The organism is Pseudaquabacterium pictum (assembly GCF_005403045.1).
Classification (GTDB): domain Bacteria; phylum Pseudomonadota; class Gammaproteobacteria; order Burkholderiales; family Burkholderiaceae_C; genus Pseudaquabacterium; species Pseudaquabacterium pictum.
Genome location: NZ_BJCL01000005.1, coordinates 48,648 through 68,563, shown reverse-complemented (window position 1 = coordinate 68,563; position 19,916 = coordinate 48,648). Strand labels below are relative to the sequence as shown.

At 71.0% G+C, this 19,916-nt stretch carries 21 protein-coding genes; 14 read left to right on the top strand and 7 right to left on the bottom strand.

What is annotated here, in order from left to right; all coding sequences use genetic code 11:
- Nucleotides 1–92 precede the first annotated feature (92 nt).
- Complete coding sequence (locus FFT10_RS11515) at nt 93–2,645, top strand: GspE/PulE family protein (RefSeq protein ID WP_174246097.1); 2,553 nt, start codon at nt 93–95, stop codon at nt 2,643–2,645.
- A gap of 123 nt (nt 2,646–2,768) precedes the next feature.
- On the opposite strand, the gene FFT10_RS11510 is transcribed toward FFT10_RS11515, so the two are convergent.
- Together FFT10_RS11510 and pedF are read right to left on the bottom strand one after the other, a co-directional pair.
- Complete coding sequence (locus FFT10_RS11510; RefSeq protein WP_228027075.1) at nt 2,769–3,599, bottom strand: substrate-binding periplasmic protein; 831 nt, start codon at nt 3,597–3,599, stop codon at nt 2,769–2,771.
- Nucleotides 3,596–4,084, bottom strand: coding sequence for a cytochrome c-550 PedF (pedF, locus tag FFT10_RS11505; protein WP_137732971.1), 489 nt, complete (start codon nt 4,082–4,084; stop codon nt 3,596–3,598). Before pedF ends, FFT10_RS11510 begins: the two co-directional genes overlap by 4 nt.
- Nucleotides 4,085–4,423: 339 nt before the next feature.
- Here pedF and FFT10_RS11500 point away from each other — a divergent pair, with 339 nt between their 5' ends.
- Complete coding sequence (locus FFT10_RS11500) at nt 4,424–6,577, top strand: sigma-54-dependent Fis family transcriptional regulator (protein WP_137732970.1); 2,154 nt, start codon at nt 4,424–4,426, stop codon at nt 6,575–6,577.
- Nucleotides 6,578–6,584: 7 nt separating this feature from the next.
- On the opposite strand, the gene FFT10_RS11495 is transcribed toward FFT10_RS11500, so the two are convergent.
- A complete protein-coding gene (locus tag FFT10_RS11495) occupies nt 6,585–7,586 on the bottom strand; it encodes a hypothetical protein (RefSeq protein ID WP_162520777.1) in 1,002 nt (333 codons plus the stop codon).
- Between the two features lie 296 nt (nt 7,587–7,882).
- Here FFT10_RS11495 and FFT10_RS27785 point away from each other — a divergent pair, with 296 nt between their 5' ends.
- The 12 genes from FFT10_RS27785 to FFT10_RS11435 all read left to right on the top strand — a co-directional run bounded on the left by FFT10_RS27785 (nt 7,883) and on the right by FFT10_RS11435 (nt 17,028).
- Nucleotides 7,883–8,707, top strand: coding sequence for an MBL fold metallo-hydrolase (locus FFT10_RS27785; RefSeq protein WP_162520776.1), 825 nt, complete (start codon nt 7,883–7,885; stop codon nt 8,705–8,707).
- 79 nt (nt 8,708–8,786) lie between these two features.
- Nucleotides 8,787–9,533 (top strand): lanthanide ABC transporter ATP-binding protein PedB/LutE, encoded by a 747-nt coding sequence (gene pedB, locus FFT10_RS11485; protein WP_137732967.1) that lies wholly within the window; start codon nt 8,787–8,789, stop codon nt 9,531–9,533.
- A gap of 17 nt (nt 9,534–9,550) precedes the next feature.
- Nucleotides 9,551–10,534 (top strand): PQQ-dependent catabolism-associated beta-propeller protein, encoded by a 984-nt coding sequence (locus FFT10_RS11480; protein ID WP_137732966.1) that lies wholly within the window; start codon nt 9,551–9,553, stop codon nt 10,532–10,534.
- Nucleotides 10,531–11,712 (top strand): type 1 periplasmic-binding domain-containing protein, encoded by a 1,182-nt coding sequence (locus FFT10_RS11475; protein ID WP_137732965.1) that lies wholly within the window; start codon nt 10,531–10,533, stop codon nt 11,710–11,712. Before FFT10_RS11480 ends, FFT10_RS11475 begins: the two co-directional genes overlap by 4 nt.
- The gene (gene pedC, locus FFT10_RS11470; RefSeq protein WP_137732964.1) at nt 11,709–12,518 is read left to right on the top strand and encodes a lanthanide ABC transporter permease protein PedC; all 810 of its coding nucleotides are present in this window, start codon (nt 11,709–11,711) and stop codon (nt 12,516–12,518) included. Before FFT10_RS11475 ends, pedC begins: the two co-directional genes overlap by 4 nt.
- Before the next feature lie 11 nt (nt 12,519–12,529).
- On the top strand, nt 12,530–13,231 hold the full coding sequence (locus tag FFT10_RS11465) for a hypothetical protein (RefSeq protein ID WP_228027074.1): 702 nt from the start codon (nt 12,530–12,532) through the stop codon (nt 13,229–13,231).
- Between the two features lie 3 nt (nt 13,232–13,234).
- Nucleotides 13,235–13,840, top strand: a complete 606-nt coding sequence (locus tag FFT10_RS11460; RefSeq protein WP_137732963.1) for a hypothetical protein — start codon at nt 13,235–13,237, stop codon at nt 13,838–13,840.
- Nucleotides 13,841–13,847: 7 nt separating this feature from the next.
- The gene (locus tag FFT10_RS11455; protein ID WP_137732962.1) at nt 13,848–14,342 is read left to right on the top strand and encodes a hypothetical protein; all 495 of its coding nucleotides are present in this window, start codon (nt 13,848–13,850) and stop codon (nt 14,340–14,342) included.
- 167 nt (nt 14,343–14,509) lie between these two features.
- Entirely contained in the window at nt 14,510–15,106 is a 597-nt protein-coding gene (locus FFT10_RS11450; protein ID WP_228027073.1) for a hypothetical protein, read from the top strand.
- On the top strand, nt 15,097–16,083 hold the full coding sequence (locus FFT10_RS11445; protein ID WP_137732961.1) for a Bug family tripartite tricarboxylate transporter substrate binding protein: 987 nt from the start codon (nt 15,097–15,099) through the stop codon (nt 16,081–16,083). The genes FFT10_RS11450 and FFT10_RS11445 overlap by 10 nt, the downstream gene beginning before the upstream one ends.
- Before the next feature lie 154 nt (nt 16,084–16,237).
- Entirely contained in the window at nt 16,238–16,579 is a 342-nt protein-coding gene (locus tag FFT10_RS11440) for a nuclear transport factor 2 family protein (RefSeq protein ID WP_228027072.1), read from the top strand.
- Entirely contained in the window at nt 16,576–17,028 is a 453-nt protein-coding gene (locus FFT10_RS11435; protein WP_228027071.1) for a nuclear transport factor 2-like protein, read from the top strand. The genes FFT10_RS11440 and FFT10_RS11435 overlap by 4 nt, the downstream gene beginning before the upstream one ends.
- Here the strand turns inward: FFT10_RS11435 and FFT10_RS11430 are convergent, their stop codons facing one another.
- From FFT10_RS11430 to FFT10_RS11415, 4 genes are all read right to left on the bottom strand, one after another.
- Nucleotides 17,029–18,006: a helix-turn-helix domain-containing protein gene (locus tag FFT10_RS11430; protein WP_137732959.1), complete on the bottom strand. Its 978-nt coding sequence runs from the start codon at nt 18,004–18,006 to the stop codon at nt 17,029–17,031.
- A gap of 105 nt (nt 18,007–18,111) precedes the next feature.
- A complete protein-coding gene (locus FFT10_RS11425) occupies nt 18,112–18,507 on the bottom strand; it encodes a VOC family protein (protein ID WP_137732958.1) in 396 nt (131 codons plus the stop codon).
- 90 nt (nt 18,508–18,597) lie between these two features.
- Nucleotides 18,598–19,068: a 2,4'-dihydroxyacetophenone dioxygenase family protein gene (locus FFT10_RS11420; protein WP_137732957.1), complete on the bottom strand. Its 471-nt coding sequence runs from the start codon at nt 19,066–19,068 to the stop codon at nt 18,598–18,600.
- 200 nt (nt 19,069–19,268) lie between these two features.
- Nucleotides 19,269–19,901: a response regulator transcription factor gene (locus tag FFT10_RS11415; protein WP_137732956.1), complete on the bottom strand. Its 633-nt coding sequence runs from the start codon at nt 19,899–19,901 to the stop codon at nt 19,269–19,271.
- Nucleotides 19,902–19,916: the final 15 nt, after the last annotated feature.

Below are 19,916 nucleotides of genomic sequence, written 5' to 3'. Positions count from 1 at the left end.
ATGGCCGCAGGCACCGGCACCTAGCATGGAACGGCTGACATGCCGCCGCGGCCCCGGTGGCGTGGGGCAGCTGTCTGTGCCAGGAACCCGCCATGTCCGACCTATCCCTGCCGCCGCTGACGCTGGTGCCGCTCGGTGCCGAGCCGCCACCACCCATCGCCCCGGGGCCGCTGCGGGCGGCCATCGCCAGCCTGCCCTGGCCGGCCCCGCCGAGCGTCGGCTACGCCGCGCCCCCGGCCACCGGCGAGCATGAGCCCTGCGAGCTGGAAGGCCCCAACGGCAAGGTCAACACCGGCCGCCTGGTCGCCTTCGATCCCGACGCCGGCCAGGTGCAGATCCTGATCCCGCCCGGGCGCAACCCGCTGACGCTGCGCTTCACCCAGTTCCGCCGGCTGAGCCTGCTGCGCCCGCTGGAGCCGCTGCCGATGGCCGACGGCGCCCGGCTGGACGACACCACCCCGCTGCTGCCGCAGAACCTGCTGCAGCCCTACCGCCTGCGCTTCAAGGACGGCACCGAGACCACGCTGTCCAGCGTCGGCCTGATCGACAAGCCGCTGGGCCTGTTCACCTTCAGCCCCATCGACGCCAGCGGCCGCCTGCTGCGCAGCCTGTATCCGCGGCCGATGCTGGTGGCGGTGGACGTGGCACCGGCTGGCGGCGCGCGACCCGCCAGCGACGAACCGGACACCGCGCCGATGGCGCTGGACGAGCTTCCCAGCGCCCGGGTGGCGCGCCCGCCATCGCTGGGCGACATGCTGACGGCCGCCCAGATCACCACAGCCGAGCACCTGGCCAAGGCCATCGACCAGCAGGCCAAGATGCCGATGGTGCGCATCGGCGAGGCGCTGGTGGGCCTGGGCTTCATCACCGAGGCCCAGTTGGGCGAGGCGCTGAAGCTGCAGTCGGCCGACCGCCGCCTGCCGCTGGGCGAACTGCTGGTCAGCCGCGGCATCGTGACCCGTGCCGACCTGCAGACTGCGCTGTCGCGCAAGATGGGCTACCCCATCGTCGACGTGGCGGCCTTCCCGGTGGAGAACGAGGCCGCGCTGCGGCTGCCGCTGGCTGCCGCCCGGCGGCTGACCGCCCTGCCGCTGATGATGCGCGCCGGCCGCCTGGTGGTGGCGCTGGAGGACCCGTCGGCCCGCATGGCCATCGACGAGATCGAGTTCAGCGCCCAGTGCAAGGTGCTGCCGGTGCTGGCGCGGGCCGGCACGCTGGCCATGGCCATCGACCGCGTCTACCTGCGCCTGGGCAAGGATGCGATCGAGCCGTCGGCCGATCTGGCCGCCGCCTTCACGCTGGACCTGGACGGCGGCGACAACGCCAACAAGCTGCTGGCCAACCTGGAGCAGGAGCAGTCACCGGGCACGCGCGAGGACGAGACGCCCATCGAGCAGAGCGACAACTCGCTGGTGCGGCTGATCAACACCATGATCATGGAGGCCAAGCAGGGCGGCGTCTCCGACATCCACATCGAATGCCAGCCCGGCACGCAGAAGGTGCAGGTGCGCTTCCGCCGCGACGGCGTGCTCAAGCCCTACATCGAGCTGCCGCACACCTACCGCAGCGCGCTGGTGGCCCGCATCAAGATCATGTGCGACCTCGACATCAGCGAGCGCCGCAAACCGCAGGACGGCAAGATCAACTTCGGCCGCTGGATGCAGGGCCAGAAGCTGGAACTGCGGGTGGCCACCATCCCCACGGCCAACGGCCTGGAAGACGTGGTGATGCGCCTGCTGGCCAGCGCCAAGACGCTGCCGCTGGAAGGCATGGGCATGCAGCCCGACACGCTGGAGAAGCTGCGCACCGCCATCGAGCGGCCCTACGGCATGGTGCTGTGCGTGGGGCCCACCGGCAGCGGCAAGACGACCACCCTGCATGCCGCGCTGGGCCACATCAACACCCCCGAGCGCAAGATCTGGACGGCCGAGGACCCGGTGGAAATCACCCAGCCCGGCCTGCGCCAGGTGCAGGTGAACCCGAAGATCGACTGGACCTTCGCCAAGGCGCTGCGCGCCTTCCTGCGTGCCGACCCCGACGTGGTGATGGTCGGCGAGATCCGCGATGCCGAGACCGCCGGCATGGCGGTGGAGGCCAGCCTGACCGGCCACCTGGTGATGAGCACGCTGCACACCAACAGCGCGCCCGAGACGGTGACCCGCCTGCTGGACATGGGCATGGACCCGTTCAGCTTTGCCGACAGTCTGCTGGCGGTGCTGGCCCAGCGGCTGGTGCGACGGCTGTGCAAGCACTGCGTGACCCACCGCCCGGCCACGCCCGAGGACCTGCAGGGCCTGGTGGACGGCTACCTGTTCAGCTACCCCGATGCCAACCAGCGCCCCGACGGCGATGCGCTGCTGGCCGACTGGACCCAGCGCTTCGGCGTGGACGGCCAGCTGATGCACCACCACGCGCCCGGCTGCAGCCACTGCGACAACAGCGGCTACGCCGGCCGCGTGGGCCTGCACGAGCTGCTGGTGGTCAGCCGCGAGCTGCGCCACCTGATCCAGACCAGCGCCCGGGCCGAGCAGCTGCAGCAGGCCGCGATGATGGAAGGCATGCGCACCCTGCGCCAGGACGGCATCCTGAAGGTGCTGGCCGGCCTGACCTCGATCGAGGAAGTGCGCGCGATCAGCAACAATTGAGTTGACCGATTGGCTCGATCCACGGCGCCGGGGTGACCAAGCAGCCGCCGCGGAACCGGCTCTGCCGGGCCGCCGGGGGCGCCCCCTGGGGGGAGCGCCGCAGGCGCTTCGGGGGGGGCCAGTTCAAGGCTTGCGCCAGGACACCTTGCCGGCCGCGAAGAAGCGGCCCATCTCGCCGTTGTCGACCAGCGTGTTGACGGCGGCCTGCAGCGCCCGCGCCAGGTCGTCGCTCTCCTTCTTGACCGCCAGGCCGATCACCCAGCCGTCCTTCATGCGCGGCGACGGCAGCGGCTCGATGGCATAGCGGGCATCGCCCGCCAGCACCGATTCCAGCTCCGACGCATGGCCGGCGGCGGCCGCCACCTCGCCGCGCTGCAGCAGGGCCGCGGCCTCGGTGCCGTCCTTCAGCCGGGTGTTGAGCTGGTCGCGGTACTTGCCGCCGTCGGCGCCGATCAGCAGCCAGCCGGCCAGGCTCTGGCCGGGCACGGCGATCTTCTGGCTGCCCAGGTCGGCCAGGCTCTCCAGCCTGGGCACCTTGGCCAGGTCGCGGGCGATCATCACCCGCTCGCGGTAGTAGGGCGCGAAGATGCTGACACGCGGGTTGGCCGCCATCAGCGGCCGGTCCACCGGCACGTGCAGCAGCACATCGGCCGGGCCGAAGCCCAGGTAGTGGCCGCGCCACACCATGTTGCGCAGGTCGTCGTTCATGTCCTCGCCGGCATTGAACGGCAGCAGCGACAGCTTGACGTCCAGCGCCTGGGCCAGCGCGCCGGCCAGGGCCACGTCGATGCCCTGCCCGCCGGCATGGAAGGGCGGCATCTCGTTGTAGACGCCGACGACCAGGCTGCCCCGCTCGCGGATGCGCTGCAGCGCGGGCTTGTCCTGGGCCAGCGCCGGCAGGGCCGAGGTGGCCAGCGCCGCAGCGCCGGCCAGCAGCACGCGGCGGCGGGTCACAGCGGCTTCTCGCGGCGGGTTTCCAGGTACGCCTTGATCGCCCAGGTGGCTTCCTGGTTCAGGATGCCTTCGAACGGCGGCATGTAGACCGCGCCGTTGCGCACCTTGCCGCGGCGCACGCTGGCCACGTAGTAGTCGTCGATCTCCTTGATGCAGGCGTCCTTCTTCTTGGCGTCCTTCAGGCTGGCGCAGTCGTTGTCCAGCTTGCGCAGATCGGGCGCGATGCCGCCGGAGATGGCCTCCAGCCCGTGGCAGCGGGCGCAGTTCTGGTTGTAGGCCGAGGTGCCCACCTTGATCGCCTTGTCGTTCTGCCGGTACGGGTTCTCCGCACGCCACTGCTCGCCCAGCGGCGGCAGGTCCTTGGTGTCCACCGCCTGCGGCGTGACATCGCCGTGGGCAGCGGCCAGGCCGGCGGCCAGGGTCAGCGCGGCCAGCACGGCCGTGTGCGCCAGGCGGCGCGGCAACAGGGTACAGCGGTGGGTCATGGGGTTGTCTCCGTCCAGGGTTGAAACAGCTTTGGCGGCATTGACTGCAATCGGCGTGCCACGGAATGTCCGGTCAGCGACACGCCCGCCGATGCGGGCGATGCCCGACCGGGTTGCTGAGTTTTCGAACGATCCGGCCTGCCGGACGTACCATCGGCGCCGCCAGACGCGGGCAGTGTGCGAACTTGAAGCACTCGGCCGCGGCCCGGCTCTTGCGATCGCGACAGTGGCGCACCGCCAGCACAGGCCGGCGGGCGCCAACACAAACGGGCAGCCAAGGCGCCAGCAGCGCCGGCCCATGGAGACAAGCCGTCCACGGACGGCCCAGGAGGTGACAGCATGCGAGGGCCGTTCCATTCGGCATTTGTGGGTGGCGTGGGTGTGCGCCGCGGTGGCGACGAGCCGGTGCGGCCGATCGCCTCCGGCCTGAAGCTCGGCCCCGACCATGTCGACACCATCGACCAGAGCCACGAGCGCTGCGCCGCCCTGGGCGTGTCGCGCATCGAACGCCCCGACCACAACCCGCTGGGCCGCAGCGACCTGGCGGTGGTGCGCGATCGCAACCTGCGCCTGCACGACCATGCCGCGCCGGTGATGGAGATGCTCTACGAGCAGATCGTCAACACCGAGAGCATGGTGGTGCTGTGCGATGCCACCGGCACCATCATCCACAGCATCGGCGACGACGACTTCCTGGCCCGCGCCAGCAAGGTGGCGCTGCAGCCGGGCGTGAACTGGAGCGAGAGCACCAAGGGCACCAACGCCATCGGCACCGCGCTGATCGAGGAGGTGCCCACGCTCGTGCATGCCGACGAGCACTACATGCACGCCAACCACTTCCTCACCTGCTCGGCCGCGCCCATCCTCGACCCGCGCGGCAACATCCTGGGCGTGCTGGACGTGACCGGCGACCACCGCAGCTTCCACCAGCACACCATGGCGCTGGTGAAGATGTCGGCGCGCATGATCGAGAACCACTGGCTGACCGACGACTACCGCAACGTGATGCGGCTGCACTTCCACAGCCGGGTCGAGTTCATCGGCACGCTGATGGAGGGCATCCTGGCGGTGGCCGCCGACGGCAAGCTGGTGGGCGCCAACCGCGGTGCGCTGGAGCAGCTGGGCCTGAGTGGCGCGGCGCTGCGCATGCACAGCCTGACCACGCTGTTCGGCACCACGGTGGGCGCGCTGGTCGACCGCTTCCGCAGCCCGCTGGCCACGCCGATGCCGGTGCAGCTCAACGGTGGCCGGCAGTTCCACATCCATGCCCGCTTCAACTGGCCGGTGTGGGCCAGCCTGTCGGAGGCGGTGTCGGGCAGCACGGCGCAGGAGCCCTCGGTCGGCACGGTGCACAGCCCGGCGGCCGAAGCCACCTCGCGGCCCGAGGCCCCTGCCCGCGGCGGCGCGGCACCGGCCGGCGGCCTGGCCCAGCTGCGCACCGGCGACGCCCAGGTGGCCAGCGTGATCGACAAGATCCGCCGCGTGCTCGACCGCGACATCCCGATGCTGATCCTCGGCGAGACCGGCACCGGCAAGGAACTGCTGGCCCGCGCCATCCACGTCGATTCGGCCCGCGCCAAGCAGCCCTTCGTGGCGGTGAACTGCGCCTCCATCCCCGAGACCCTGATCGAGGCCGAGCTGTTCGGCTATGAAGACGGCGCCTTCACCGGTGCGCGCCGCAAGGGCGCGGTGGGCAAGATCGTGCAGGCCAACGGTGGCACGCTGTTCCTCGACGAGATCGGCGACATGCCGGTGGCCCTGCAGGCCCACCTGCTGCGGGTGCTGCAGGAGCGGCAGGTCACGCCGCTGGGCAGCAGCAAGAGCGTGGCGGTGGATGTGTCCATCATCTGCGCCACCCACCGCAACCTGCGCGAGATGATCGACCAGAAGCTGTTCCGCGAGGACCTGTTCTACCGCCTCAACGGCCTGGCCGTGCGCCTGCCGCCGCTGCGCGAGCGCAGCGACCTGCTGGCCCTGGTGCGCCGCATCCTCGACCAGCTGGCCGAGCCGGCCGGCCGCGGCCGCCACCTGCAACCCAATGCCGAGGTGCTGCAGCTGTTCCAGCACTACCACTGGCCGGGCAATGTGCGCCAGCTGTTCAACGTGCTGCGCACTGCGGCGGTGATGGCCGCCAGCGAGCCGGTGATCACCCGCGAGCACCTCTCGGACGACTTCCTCGACGAAGCGCTGGCGGCCCAGGCTGCGCCCGGCGTGGCGGCCGCTGCCGCCGCGCCGGTGGTGCTGCCGCCACAGGCTGCTGCCGTGGCCGCCATGCCGCCGGCCGACCTGGCGCCAGTGGCGCCGGCCGAGCCGACCGCGCCGCGCTGGTCCGGCGAGACGGCCAGCGCGCCGAAGTCACTGGAGGAGATGGAGATCGACGCCATCCGCCGCGCCGTCGACGAGGCCGGCGGCAACATCTCGGTGGCGTCGAAACGGCTGGGCATCAGCCGCAACACCATCTACCGCAAGCTGCGCTGGAACCTGCCCAGGTAGCCGTTGCTCAGGGCCGGCTGGCCGGCGCAGCCGGTGGCGCCGCCAGCACCGCCGGCTCCACCTGCCGCCAGGCACGCTGCCAGTTGACGGCATGCCAGGGCGCGGCCTGCCAGCCGCGCTGCAGACCGGGCCAGCCGGGTGGCGGGGCGGTCTCGTCGTCGCCACGCTCCACCGCCGCGCGGGCGGTGTCCAACAGGCCGGCCCAGTAGGCGGCATGCAACACCGGCGCCTCGGCCGGCAGCAGCGGGCCCTGCTCGGGCACGAAACGCACGCCCGGCCCGTCGTCCGCAGCCAAACCGGCCAGGTGCCTGGCCGACTGCTGCAGCAGTGCCAGGTCGGCATCGCGGCCATCGGGCGGGCCATTGCCCTGCAGCAGGCCATGGGCCAGCCAGATCGGCGCGGCGCCGGCCGGTGCGGTGCGCCACACCGTCACCCAGCGGCCATCGCTGCGCGGCAGGCGCCACCAGTGCAGCGGGCCCAGCCGGCCCTGTTCGCCCTGCAGGCGGTGGTCCGGCAGGCGGATCGGGTCGCGACCCAGGTCGGCAGCGGCCGGGCCCAGGCGCTGGCGCAGCCGCTCCACGCAGTGCGGGCACTGGGCAGCCATGGCCTGGGCCACCGCATCGTGGGCCCAGTGGCGCAACGGCCCGGGCAGGCCGGCAACGCCCAGCACGAGTTCGGGATGGGCCCAGGGGCTGACCACATCGGTGACCGATGCACCCAGCTGCCGGCGCACCTGGCAGGCCAGCGCCCGCCCGAAGGCCGGGCTGGGCCCGCTGCCCAGGGCCCACAGCCGGGCCGCAGCGCCATGGCCATCGCGCACCAGCACGATGTTCGACACCTGGCCGCGGTTGGCCGGCGTGCTGTCGCCGGTGGCTGCGGGCAGCCACCACACGCCGGGCGCCAGCGGCTGCAGGCGCAGCGCTGGGCCAGGGCAACCGGCCGCAGCGGCCAGCCCGGCCAACAGCAGGCCCAGGCCGGCGGCCAGCCACCGTGCCAGCCGCTGCGCCATGGGGCGGTACGCCGCAATCCCGCCAACCAAGGGTTGCCCCTGTGTCAGCACGGAACACTCCGGAGGCAGGCTGTCACACACCCCCTGGCGCAGGCCGGCGGCCGGTCGCCCAGGCGCGGGCTGCAGGGACTGCGGCGGTGGCGGCATGTGTCTTGCAGCGCTGCGGCCAAAGCGCCGCCGGCGGGCCAGCCGGCGGAACACAACAACACCGAGGGGCGTGCAACCATGAGCCATCTTGCCGCAATCCCGCCACGGGGCGGCGCACCGCGGGTGCGGGCACAACCGACGCAGCGGTCATGAAGATCGTGATCCTGCGGGGCGGCAGCAGCCTGCGCCGGCGCCGGGCACCGGGCAGCCCTGCCGGCTCCACCCGCGAGCGCGGCGTGATGGCCATCGGCAACGGCAGCGGCCGCTGGGTGCTGGTCAACATGTCGCCCGGCGTGGCCCACCAGCTCGACAGCGACCTGCGGCTGGACAGCCACCTCGGCCTGCCCGAGCCCGAGGTGCGCGCCGTGGTGCTGACCGATGCCCAGGTCGACCATGTCGGCGGCCTGCTGAGCCTGCGCGACGGCGCGCCGATCGACCTGTACGCCACGCCAGCCGTCTTCGAGCAGCTGACCACGGCGCTCCCGGTGCTGCCGGTGCTGCAGCACTATTGCAGCGTGCACTGGCGGGTGGTGCCGGTGGCCGGCGACCGGCGGGTGGCGGCCTTCCGGGTGGAAGGCATGCCCAGCCTGCAGTTCACCGCGGTGGCCACGCAGAGCCCGCTGCCGCCGCACCTGGCATCCACGGCGCGCGGCGAGTCACCGCAGGTGGGCGACAGCATCGCGCTGGCGGTGCAGGACCTGGCCACCGGCCAGCGGGTGTTCTGCGCGCCGGGCCTGTCGCAGATCGGCAGCACCGAGTTCGAATGGATGCGCGAGGCCGACTGCCTGCTGCTGGACAACCTGCTGCCCGGGGACGGCGCCGCGGTCGGCACGCCGCCGTGGCTGGCGCTGCTGCGCGACATGCCGGCCCGCCACAAGGTGCTGTTTGCCGACACGCCCGACCCCGACGGCGGCACCACCTGGGCCGAAGACGGCATCGCCCTGGCCTACGACGGCATGGAGATCGAGCTGTGATCGGGTGTGCGGGCCTGGAGCAAGCAAGGGCATTCCGCAGATGGGCAGGCGGCGGCGCAGCGGCTACAACCGCAGCCCGATGACCGATCCCACGCCCAGCACCGCCGGCCCGCGCCTGCAGATCGACCAGCTGACCAAGCGCTACGGCGCCCGGGCCGCGCTGGACGGCCTGTCGTTCACGCTGCAGCCCGGCTGCTTTGCCGCGCTGCTGGGGCCCAACGGCGCGGGCAAGAGCACGCTGTTCCAGGTGCTGACCGGCCTGTTCGCCGCCGACGGCGGCAAGGTGCAGGTGGACGGCCACGACCTGCGCCACCAGGCGGTGGCGGCGCTGCGCCACATCGGCGTGGTGTTCCAGGCCATGTCGCTGGACCTGGACCTGAGCGTGGCGCGCAACCTGCGCTTCCATGCCGACCTGCACGGCCTGCCGCGCGCGCTGGCCGCCCAGCGCATCACCGACGACTGCACCACCGCCGGCCTGGCCACCGACCTGGACCGCGCGGTGCGCGAGCTGTCGGGCGGCAACCGCCGCAAGGTGGAACTGGTGCGTGCCCTGCTGCACCGCCCCGGTCTGCTGCTGATGGACGAACCCACCGTCGGCCTGGACCCGAAGAGCCGGCGCGACCTGCGCCAGCGCCTGCATGACGATGTGCGCGCCCGCGCCAGCAGCGTGCTGTGGGCCACCCACCTGGTGGAAGAGGCCGAGGCCGCCGACCGGGTGCTGGTGCTGCACAGGGGCCGGCTGCTGGCCGATGGCACGCCAGCCGCCGTGGCCGCCGCGCTGGGCGGCGGCACGCTCGAAGAAGCCTTCATCCGCGCCACTGCCTGAACCTGTCCGGAGACACCATGCCCCTTGCCCTGCCCTTGCCCCTGCACCGCGCTGCCCTGGCGGCTGCCCTGCTCACCGCCACCCTGGCCCAGGCCCAGGGCACGGCCTGGGTGTCCAGCGAGAAGGACAACGCCCTGGCCCTGGTCGACCTGAAGACCCAGACCGTCACCGGCACCGTGGCCACCTGCAAGCGGCCGCGCCACATGCAGATCGCGCCCGACGGCAAGCACCTGCTGGTGGCCTGCGGTGATTCGGGCCAGGCCGACCTGATCGACCTGGCCACACGCAAGCGCGTGCGCCTGCTGGCCCTGGGCAGCGACCCGGAGATTTTCGACGTCACCGCCGACGGCAAGACGCTGTACGTCACCAACGAGGAAGACGCCGAGCTGGGCATCGTCGACGTGGCCAGCGGCAAGCGCACCGGCGCCATCAAGGTGGGCGAAGAGCCCGAAGGCGTGAAGCTGTCGCCCGACGGCAAGACGGCCTATGTCACGTCGGAAGTCGCCAGCCTGGTGCATGTGGTCGACCTGGCCAGCGGCAAGGTGGCCAAGAACATCCCCGCCGGCAAGCGCCCGCGCCGCTTTGCGCTGACACCCGACGGCGCCCAGCTGTGGGTGACCAACGAGCTGGACGCCAGCGTCACCGTCATCGACACCAAGGCGCAGACGGTGCTGGACACCATCAAGTTCACCGTGAAGGGCGCCCGCGCGGCCGACATCACGCCGGTGGGCATCACCATGGCGCGCGACGGCACGCGCGCCTTCGTCAGCCTGGGCAAGGCCAACCATGTGGCCTTCGTCGACGTGGCCAGCCGCAAGACCACCGACCTGGTGCTGGTGGGCAAGCGCGCCTGGGGCGTGGCGCTGGACAAGGCCGGCAAGACGCTCTACGTGGTCAACGGCCTGTCGGACGACATGAGCATCGTCGATGTGGCCAGCGCCAAGGCCACCAAGACGGTGAAGGTGGGCCGCGTGCCGCACAGCGTCGTCATCGTCGAATGAAGCTCGCCAGGATCACCACTGCCGCGCTGCTGACCCTGGCAGCCACCGCCACCCAGGCCGCCGCCTTCAAGGCGGTGCTGCTGGTGCCGGCCGACGACCCGCGGCTCACGCGCAGCCGGCTGGAGCGCGGCGTGCCGGGCCACCCGTCGGGCCCGGCAGCCGATGCGGTGGCCGTGGCGCTGAAGGAAGGCAAGCTGGAACTGGACGCCGCTGGCGCCAGCCTGGCGCTGGACACTGTGCCGGTGGCCGATGCCGCCGCCGCCCGGGCCGCCGCCGCTGCGGCCGAGAAGGCCGGCGCCGCCGCGCTGCTGACCGACCTGCCGGCCGACTGGACGCTGGCCGCCGCCGACGGCAGCAAGCTGCCGGTGCTCAACCTTTACACCGCTGCCGACCGCCTGCGCGGCGTCGACTGCCGCAGGAACCTGTTGCACATCGGCCCCAGCGAGCGCATGCGCGCCGACGCCATCGCCCAGACCCTGGTGACACGCAACTGGCGCCACGTGCTGCTGCTGGTCAGCCAGGACCCGGCCGATGCCGAACGCGGCGCGGTGGCGGCGGCGGCCATCCAGCGCTATGGGCTCAAGCTGGTGGGCCGCAAGCCCTTCAAGCTGTCGGCCGACCCGCGCGAGCGCGACCTGGCCAACCCCGCGCTGCTGACCGGCACCGCCAGCGGCGGCGCGGCCTACGACGTGGTGTGGGTGGTCGACGCCGACGGCGAGTTCGCCGTCAACCTGCCCTACCGCACCGCCCTGCCCCGGCCGGTGGTGGGCGATGGCGGCCTGGTGGCGATGGCCTGGTCGGCCAAGTACGAGCGCTTCGGCGCACCGCAGGTCACCCGCCGGCTCACCCGCGCCGCAGGCCGACCGATGGATGCGCATGCCTGGTCAGCCTGGCTGGGCGGCAAGGCGCTGATCGCTGCTGCGGTGGCGGCACCCAAACTCCCCAAGATCGGGCCCGCGGCCGCCTTCGCCACCGCGCTGGCCAAGGCCGAGCTCGACGGCAGCAAGGGCGTGGCGATGAGCTTCCGCCCCTGGGACGGCCAGCTGCGCCAGCCGCTGCTGCTGGGCGATGGCCAGGCCGTCATCGCCAGCGCGCCGGCCGAGGGCATCCTGCACCCGACCAACAACCTCGACGCCATCGGCGCCGACGCACCCGAGAAGCTCTGCAAAACCCGATGAGCCACGCACTCCAGGCGCTGCGCGCCATCGTGCTGCGCGAGCTTCTCAAGTTCGCGCGGCAGTACGGCCGGCTGGTGTCGGCCCTGGTGCGGCCGCTGCTGTGGCTGGCGGTGTTTGCCGCGGGCTTCCGCAACGTGTTCGGCGTGGCCATCAACGAGCCCTACGACACCTACATCCCGTACGACGTCTACATCGCGCCCGGCCTGGTGGGCATGGTGCTACTGTTCAACGGCATGCAGAGCAGCCTGGCCATGGTCTACGACCGCGAGATGGGCCTGATGCGCCTGCTGCTGACCGCGCCGCTGCCGCGCTGGTGGATCCTGTTCGCCAAGCTCACCGCCACCGCGGTGCTGAGCCTGGCGCAGGCCGCCGCCTTCGTGCTGGTGGCCTGGGCACTGGGCACGACGCTGCCGGTGATCGGACCCAACACGCCGATGGTGCTGGCCGCCGCGGTGTCGTCGGCGCTGATGCTGGGCGCGCTGGGCCTGCTGCTGAGCGTGCACATCAAGCAGCTGGAGAACTTTGCCGGCACGATGAACTTCGTGATCTTCCCGATGTACTTCATGTCCACCGCGCTCTACCCGCTGTGGAAGCTGGAAGAGTCCGGCGCGGCCTGGGTCTACCAGATCGCCCGCTTCAACCCGTTCACCCACGCGGTGGAGTGGATGCGCTTTGCGCTGTACGACAAGGACCCCGGCATGTCGCCGTTCATCGTGCTGGGAACGCTGGCCCTGTGCTTCTTCCTGGCGGCCTGGGGCTATGACCCGCAGCGCGGCTTCGGTCAGCTGACCAAACGCGGCGGCTGAGTTTCCACACCATGGCCTTCTTCAACCGCCCCCACCCCAACGCGCTGCCGGCGCGCACGCCGGACCGGCCGCACGGCCTGCAGATCGAACCGATCTGGTTCGAATGGCTGGCCCTGGGCGGGCTGCTGCTGTTCGGCAGCTGGCTGCTGGGCATGCGCGGCGTGTGGGCGCTGCTGCTGAGCAGCGACCCCACCGGCATCACGCTGGTGATCATCGTGGTGTTCTTCGCCAGCACGCTGTGGTGCGGCGCGCGCAGCCGCGAGCTGCAGCGCCAGCGCCGGCTGCTGCACGCTGTTGCCACATCCACCAGTGGCGAGGGCTGGGCCGCCGAATACCTGGCCGCCCTGCGCGCCCGGCCGGTGGACGACAACGCACCGCTGGACCTGCTGGTGGAACTGGCGCAGGCGCCGCACCACACCGCCTGGTGGGTCAACGGCATCCAGCTCAAGCTGGGGCTGCTGGGCAAGGTGATCGGTTTCTCGGTGCTGGCGCTGCAGATCGGCAACATCCAGAGCTTTGACGCCAGCCAGAGCCAGGACCTGCTGAAGAGCCTGACGCAGGGTCTGGGGATTGCGCTGCTGACAACCATGGTCGGCCTGGTGGGCAACATCCTGCTGGGCCTGCAGCTGACGCGGCTGGACCGGTATGCCGATGCCTTCGTCGCCGACTGCCAGCGCGCCGGCCTGCACATCGGCGCCACGCCCAAGCCCTGAGCCATGCGCAGCCGCCGCCGCACCCGCGAAGCCGAGGTCGACCCGTTCTATGACATGTTGTTCAACATGCTGATCGCGTTCGTCTTCTGCTTCATCGTGGCGCTGCTGGCGATGAACCCCAAGGCGCTGAAGGCCGGCGACATCCCGGCCAAGGCCGAGTACATCATCACGGTGAGCTGGCCCGACCTGAATCCCAACGACATCGATGCCTGGGTGCAGGACCCGGGCGGCAACCTGGTGTGGTTCCGCGCCCGCGAGGCTGGCCTGATGCACCTGGACCGCGACGACCGCGGCCTGGCCAACGACAGCATCGTGGTCAACGGCAAGCAGGTGGTGAACCCGCTGAACCAGGAGGTGGTGACGCTGCGCGGCATCGCCCCGGGCGAGTACACCGTCAACGCCCATTACTACGAGAGCAAGGACGGCAAGCCGGTGGATGTGACGGTGAGCATCGTCAAGGTGAACCCGCGCGCCGAGATCGTGTACTACGGCCAGGTCACCGTGGCCCGCAAGGGCGACGAGGCCACCGCCGCCCGCTTCACGTTGCTGCCCGATGGCGGCGTCACCAACATCAACACGCTGCCGAAGACCATCGTGGAACGGATCTGACCCTGCCATGTCCCTTGCCCTGATCCTTGCGTTCTCCGCCCTGGTGCTGCTGTGCGCCCTGGCGCTGCTGTGGTCGCGCTGGCCGGCGTGGATGAAGGCCCTGCTGGTGGCCGGCGTCACCGTGCTGTACTTCTGGGGCGACGACGTGGTGCACAACCTGTCGGGCTGGCCCACGCCCGATGCCCTGCCCGAACGCTTTGCCCTGCTGGCGGTGGTGATCGAGGAGCCCACCAGCAAGACCGCCGGCGCGCTGTACATCTGGGTCAACGCCATCGACAAGGGCAAGCCCATCGCCCAGCCGCGGGCCTACAAGCTGGCCTACACCAAGGACCTGCATGCCCTGCTCAACGAGAGCATGAAGAAGGCCCGCCAGGGCATCAGCCAGATGGGCACGGCCGAGCCCAAGGCCGGCAAGAAGGGCATCGGCTGGCTGCGGCCGGGTGCTGATGAGCAGGCCGTCAAGATCCGCGACATGCCCGCACCGCAGCTACCGGAAAAATGAGCTCCCCCCCGAAGCGCCTGCGGCGCTCCCCCCCAGGGGGGCGCCCCCAGCGGCCCGGCAGAGCCGGTTCCGCGGCGGCCGCTTGGCTGGCCGCACTTGCACTGACCGGATGCGGCGGCCCACCGGCCAGCACCTCCTACTTTCCGCTGGAGGCGGGCAAGCGCTGGGTGTACGAGCAGGTCACCGAATGGGAGAACAACACCGTCGAGCGCGAGCCGCTGGTGCTGAGCGCCCTGGGCAGCGACCAGCTCGAGAGCGGCAGCGCCTGGCGCCGCCGCAGCGACAGCGGCATCGACTACTGGCTGCGGGCCGACGACAGCGGCATCTACCGCGTGGCCAGCAAGACCGACCTGCAGGAAGCGCCCGAACCCGACAAGGCACCACGCTTCGTGCTGAAGATGCCGCTGGCCGTGGGCACCAGCTGGCAGGCCCCCACCACCACCTACCTGCTGCGCCGCAATGCCGACTTTCCGCCCGAGATCCGCCACACCCACAAGCCGGTGCCCATGACCTACCGCATCGAGGCGCTGGGCGACAAGCTGACCACCCGCGCCGGCAGCTTCAGCGATTGCATCCGCGTGCAGGGCACGGCGGTGATGAAGCTGTTCGCCGATCCGGTGGTGGGCTTCAAGGACATGCCGCTGACCACCACCGAGTGGTATTGCAAGGGCGTGGGCCTGGTGAAGCTGGAACGCACCGAGCCGGCCAATTCCACCTTCCTGGCCGGCGGCAAGACGACACTGGAGTTGCTTGAATGGAACTGAACCACCGCCGCCAGCTGATGGGCCTGCTGGGCGCACTGTCCCTCGGCCCCGCCTGGGGCGCCGCGCTGGCGCAGGCGCCGCAGCGCTTTCCCACCCGGCCGGTCACGCTGTGGCTGCCCTGGCCGGCCGGTGGCGCCACCGACCTCACCTTCCGGGTGCTGGCCGAGGGCGCCGCCCGGCGCCTGGGCCAGAAGGTGCTGATCGAGAACCGCAGCGGCGCCGGCGGCACGCTGGCCATGCCCATCCTGCAGCAGGCCGCGCCCGACGGCTACACCCTGGCCCAGCTGCCGCAGACGGTGCTGCGCGCGCCCTGGACCCGCAAGGTGCTGTGGGACCCGATCCGCGACACCACGCCGATCCTGCAGCTCTCGGGCGTCACCTTCGGCATCGTGGTGCCGGCGGCCAGCCCGTTCAGGACGCTGGACGACCTGTTCGCCCATGCCAAGGCCCACCCGAATGCGCTGTCCATCGCCACCAACGGCGCCGGCACCACGCCGCATGTGGTGATCGACGAGCTGTTCGGCAAGCGCGGCCTCAGCTACATCCACGTGCCGTACAAGGGCACGTCGGAGCAGATGGTGGCCGTGGCCGCCGGCCAGGTGATGGTGGGCGTCAACAGCAACGGCTTTGCGCCGTTCGTCGACGCGGGCACGCTGCGGCTGCTGGTCACCTTCGGCGAACAGCGCACGAAGCGCTGGCCCACCGTGCCCACGCTGAAGGAACTGGGCCACAACATCGTGGCCATGTCGCCCTACGGCCTGGCCGGCCCGGCGGGCATGCCGGCCGACGTGGTGCAGGTGCTGCACCAGGCCTTCCGCGCCGCGATGCAGGACCCGGCGTTTGTCGCCGAGCTGGCGCGTTATGACCAGGAGCCGGCGTACCTGGCGCCCGAGGACTACGGCCGCGCGCTGCGTGCGGCGTACGAGCATGAGCGGGTGGTGGTGGAGCGGCTGGGGCTGGCGAGCAAGGGCGAGTGAGCCCGGCACCGGCGGCCTGCGCTGCTGGTCAAGCCGGGTTTCGCTGGCGCGGCAGTGTGCCGCCAGGGGCTTGCGTATCGTGCGTCGCACCGGCCCCGCGGGGGCGCCGACGACAAGGAACCTCAGCATGCCAGCAGTCCCGGAACCATCCCGCGTGCGCAGCACGCAAGAAGTGTTGGAGAGCCATCTGGACGCCTTTGCGCTCGGTCTCGATGCGCTGGTGGCCGACTACACCGAGCAGTCGAGCATCGTCCTGCAGAGCGGCACGATCACCGGCCTGGCCGGCATCCGCAGCTTCTTCGAAGAGTTCCTGAAGAGCATCCGCCCGGGCTTCTGGGAGGCCTTCAAGATCCAGCGCCAGGCGGTGCGCGGCGAGGTGGCCTACCTCGCCTGGGAAGCCAGGCCCTTCATCGCGATGGCGACCGACACGCTGCTGGTGCGCGACGGCAAGATCCACATCCAGACCTTCACCGCACTGGCAGAGGACAAGCCATGACCGACAGGACCCCATCCTCGACGCTGCCGCTGCAAGACACGCGGCGCCAAGTGCTCGCGCAAGGCGCGCTGGCGCTGGCTGCGCTGCCGCTGCTGGGCACGCCCGCGGCCGCCGTGGCGGCGACACCGTCGACGAAGGCCGTGCTGGACCACCATCTGGGTGCCTTCGCCAAGGGTCTGGACGAGATCATGAAGGACTACACGGCGGCGTCGGTGATCCTGACGCACGACAAGCAGTACCGGGGCACCACCGAGATCCGGGGCTTCTTCGATGGCTTCCTGAAGTCGGTGAAGCCGGGGTTCTGGGAGGCCTTCAAGATCAGCGCGCAGGCGGTCGACGGCGATGTGGCCTACCTGGTGTGGGAGGCCAAGCCCTTCGTGAACCAGGCGACCGACACCTTCGTGATCCGCAAGGGCAGGATCGCGGTGCAGACCTTCACCGCGGGCTGATCAGCGCGGCTGGGCCTCGCGGTAGGCGCGGGGCCCGACACCGAACTGCTGCTTGAAGATGCGCGTGAAGTGCGACGGGTCTGCGAAGCCCCAGGTGTAGGCGATCTCGGCGACGCTGCAGTCCCGGTAGGTGCGGCTGCGCAGGTCATCGCGGCAGCGCTCGAGGCGCTGCTGGCGGATCCACGACGACGCGCTCACCCCGATCTGCGCGAACAGCATGTGCACATAGCGCGGCGACATGTTGTTGGCCGTGGCCACGGTCGTCGGCGACAGCTGCTCGTCCTGCAGGTTCGCCAGGATGTAGTCCTGCAACTGCTTGAGGTAGCGCATCGCCAGGCCGCGCTGGGGTGCTTCCACCCGGTGGCTCATGGCGGCGGTCAGCAGCTCCAGCGTGGCCCGGCGCACCGCGGCATGGTCGGTCTGGGTGAACAGGTCGAGCTGGCGCGCCAGGCTGTCCACATGCGAGTACAGCACCGCACCGATGCCCACGCGGCTGTCGATGACCGTGCCGTTGAAGCGCGTGCCGCGCGGCAGCCGCTCCTGGATGTCGGACCAGGGCAGCACCAGCGACACCTTGTGCAGCCGCTCCATGACCGTGAACTCGGCGGCCTGCGTGCTGGTCCAGATCACCAGATCGCCGGCACCCAGGCTGATGTCCTCCCCGCCCAGGTGGAACCGCTCGCGGCCGGCCTTGGTGATCTGGACGCCGATGTAGGGCTGCGGGTCGCGGTCGATGAACTGCGGCAGGCGGCGGCCGGTGCAGGGGTCGCACACGCACTCGACCACACGCACGCCATTGAAGTCGCGGTTGCGGGTGCTGGCGGCGAACTGCGCGCCGACAGACTGCGTCACCTGCCAGTGACCGTAGTTGTCGTTCAGCGCCGACTGCCAGGCATCGGTCGTGTCGGACCGGCACACGTCGGCCGTCGACCACCGCCGTGTGCCGGGGCTGCCATCGTCTCGGGGTTCAGCATGCATGCCTTGTCTCCGTTGGGCGGTGCGTTCCCGTCGCTGTTGCGCCGCGACGCTGGCACCGCGCTGTCTTGGACGGCCCTGGTGTCGGCCAAGTATGGCAGCGGTCGCCTAGCGATAGTGGCCGTGGCGCTCCAGCACCTCGATCTTGTAGCCGTCCGGATCCTGGATGAAGAAGTAGCGGGCCAGCAGCTCGTCGCCGCGCTTGAACTCGTTGACGTCACCGGGCGCGTGGCCCAGTGCCCGCAGGCGATGGCGTTCGGCGTTGACGTCGTCCACCACGGCGGCGATGTGGCCATAGCCCGTGCCATGGGTGTAGGGCTCCGCCCGGCCCTTGTTCAGCGTCAGCTCCAGTTCGACATCGTTCTCATCGTTGCGCAGGTACACCAGCGCGAAGTCCGGAAAGTCCAGCCTGTGCACCTCGCGCAGGGCCAGCAGGTCGGCGTAGAAGCGCATCGACCGCGCGAGATCGAGGACGCGGACCATGGTGTGGATGATCTTGGGCATCAGGACATGGCGGTGCTGGGGGCCGTGGTCGGCCCGGGGTTGGGCAGCGGCCGCCGTCCCGCGGTTGGGTGGCGGCGGCCGGCAGCGGCATCAGGCGGCGTTGCGGGCAGCGCTGTGCGCGTCGACATGGGCCTGCCAGGCGCCCTGCGCCTCTTCCCATCCGATGTTGGCGATCACCGACGCATCGGGGTTGATGAAGGCCAGCGGGCCGGAGAAGGTCATGTAGAAGGCGCTGTCGACCGGAAACTGCGTCTTGTCGTGCCGCGCGCCCGAGGACTCGAAGCCGTAGCCAGGCGCCACCGCCGTGTCCCCGCCCGCGGCCTTGCCGCCGCGCACGTCCATCCGGCCCTCGTAGAGGAAGTACTCCCCCGGCCCGGTGTGGAAGTGGGCGTTGAACGAGGATCCCGCGGGGCAGGCGAAGACGGCCGTCCAGGTGCCGGCCTCGGGCGAGACATAGAGCAGCCGCCAGGTGATGCCGCCCTTCGAGAACGCATCCGGGAACGGCGCCCACGGCATGTCGTCGATCTGAACATATTCCTCTTGCGCTTTCAGCTTGGCCATTGCGTGCGTCTCCATGCTCCTGCGAGCGTCATGTGGTTGCCTGGGACCGGGCATCGGGATCGATGCGCCGACTCCGCGCGCGCCAGGCTGCACAGCGCAGCCCGGAACCCGTGCCGTGACCTTAGGTGACCGCGCGCCAACCGACTGGCCCGCACAGGAAGTGCCGCTTGTCTGGCCGCGAAGCCGCGGGCCGCGCGCCGCTAGAACAAGCGGTGCAGCTGCGCATAGCGCAGCAGTTCCACCGCATTGCCCACGCCCAGCTTCTGCCGGATCAGCGTCTGGTGGTTCGACACCGTCTTGGCGCTCAGGTGCAGGCGTTCGGCGATCACGTCCAGCGCGTCACCGGCCAGCAGGCCCTGCAGCACCTGGAACTCGCGCGGTGACAGGGCCAGGTGCGGCGCCTGCGCCGCCGGCTGGGCGGGTGCGTCGGCGATGTCGGGCGACAGCACCCGCTGCTCGCCCGCGGCCACGCGGCGCAGCGCGGCCACCAGCACCTCGGGCGGGCTGCTCTTGGTGACGAAGCCATCCGCCCCGGCGGCCAGGGCCTGGGCCACCATGGCCGGGCTGTCGTGCATGCTGAAGACCAGCCGGCGCAGCGTGGGCCAGCGCAGTGCGATGCGGCGCAGCAGGTCGAAGCCGCTGCGCCCGGGCATCGACAGGTCGAGCACGATCACGTCCACCGGCGGCGGTTGGCGCTGCTGCAGCAGGGCATAGGCGGCATCGCCGTCGCCGCACTCGGCGCTGACCACGCAATCGGGCTCCAGCTCCAGCAGGCGGCGGTAGCCGGCACGCACCACGGCGTGGTCGTCCACCAGCATCACGTGCACTGTCATCCCCGGATTTCCCCA

Bases quoted from the DNA above. Each gene is read 5' to 3' on its own strand.
- FFT10_RS11515 (WP_174246097.1), top strand. From the start codon at position 93: ATGTCCGACCTATCCCTGCCGCCGCTGACGCTGGTGCCGCTCGGTGCC.
- pedF (WP_137732971.1), bottom strand. From the start codon at position 4,084: ATGACCCACCGCTGTACCCTGTTGCCGCGCCGCCTGGCGCACACGGCC.
- FFT10_RS11500 (WP_137732970.1), top strand. From the start codon at position 4,424: ATGCGAGGGCCGTTCCATTCGGCATTTGTGGGTGGCGTGGGTGTGCGC.
- FFT10_RS11495 (WP_162520777.1), bottom strand. From the start codon at position 7,586: ATGGCGCAGCGGCTGGCACGGTGGCTGGCCGCCGGCCTGGGCCTGCTG.
- FFT10_RS27785 (WP_162520776.1), top strand. From the start codon at position 7,883: ATGAAGATCGTGATCCTGCGGGGCGGCAGCAGCCTGCGCCGGCGCCGG.
- pedB (WP_137732967.1), top strand. From the start codon at position 8,787: ATGACCGATCCCACGCCCAGCACCGCCGGCCCGCGCCTGCAGATCGAC.
- FFT10_RS11480 (WP_137732966.1), top strand. From the start codon at position 9,551: ATGCCCCTTGCCCTGCCCTTGCCCCTGCACCGCGCTGCCCTGGCGGCT.
- FFT10_RS11475 (WP_137732965.1), top strand. From the start codon at position 10,531: ATGAAGCTCGCCAGGATCACCACTGCCGCGCTGCTGACCCTGGCAGCC.
- pedC (WP_137732964.1), top strand. From the start codon at position 11,709: ATGAGCCACGCACTCCAGGCGCTGCGCGCCATCGTGCTGCGCGAGCTT.
- FFT10_RS11465 (WP_228027074.1), top strand. From the start codon at position 12,530: ATGGCCTTCTTCAACCGCCCCCACCCCAACGCGCTGCCGGCGCGCACG.
- FFT10_RS11460 (WP_137732963.1), top strand. From the start codon at position 13,235: ATGCGCAGCCGCCGCCGCACCCGCGAAGCCGAGGTCGACCCGTTCTAT.
- FFT10_RS11455 (WP_137732962.1), top strand. From the start codon at position 13,848: ATGTCCCTTGCCCTGATCCTTGCGTTCTCCGCCCTGGTGCTGCTGTGC.
- FFT10_RS11445 (WP_137732961.1), top strand. From the start codon at position 15,097: ATGGAACTGAACCACCGCCGCCAGCTGATGGGCCTGCTGGGCGCACTG.
- FFT10_RS11435 (WP_228027071.1), top strand. From the start codon at position 16,576: ATGACCGACAGGACCCCATCCTCGACGCTGCCGCTGCAAGACACGCGG.
- FFT10_RS11430 (WP_137732959.1), bottom strand. From the start codon at position 18,006: ATGCATGCTGAACCCCGAGACGATGGCAGCCCCGGCACACGGCGGTGG.
- FFT10_RS11425 (WP_137732958.1), bottom strand. From the start codon at position 18,507: ATGCCCAAGATCATCCACACCATGGTCCGCGTCCTCGATCTCGCGCGG.
- FFT10_RS11420 (WP_137732957.1), bottom strand. From the start codon at position 19,068: ATGGCCAAGCTGAAAGCGCAAGAGGAATATGTTCAGATCGACGACATG.
- FFT10_RS11415 (WP_137732956.1), bottom strand. From the start codon at position 19,901: ATGACAGTGCACGTGATGCTGGTGGACGACCACGCCGTGGTGCGTGCC.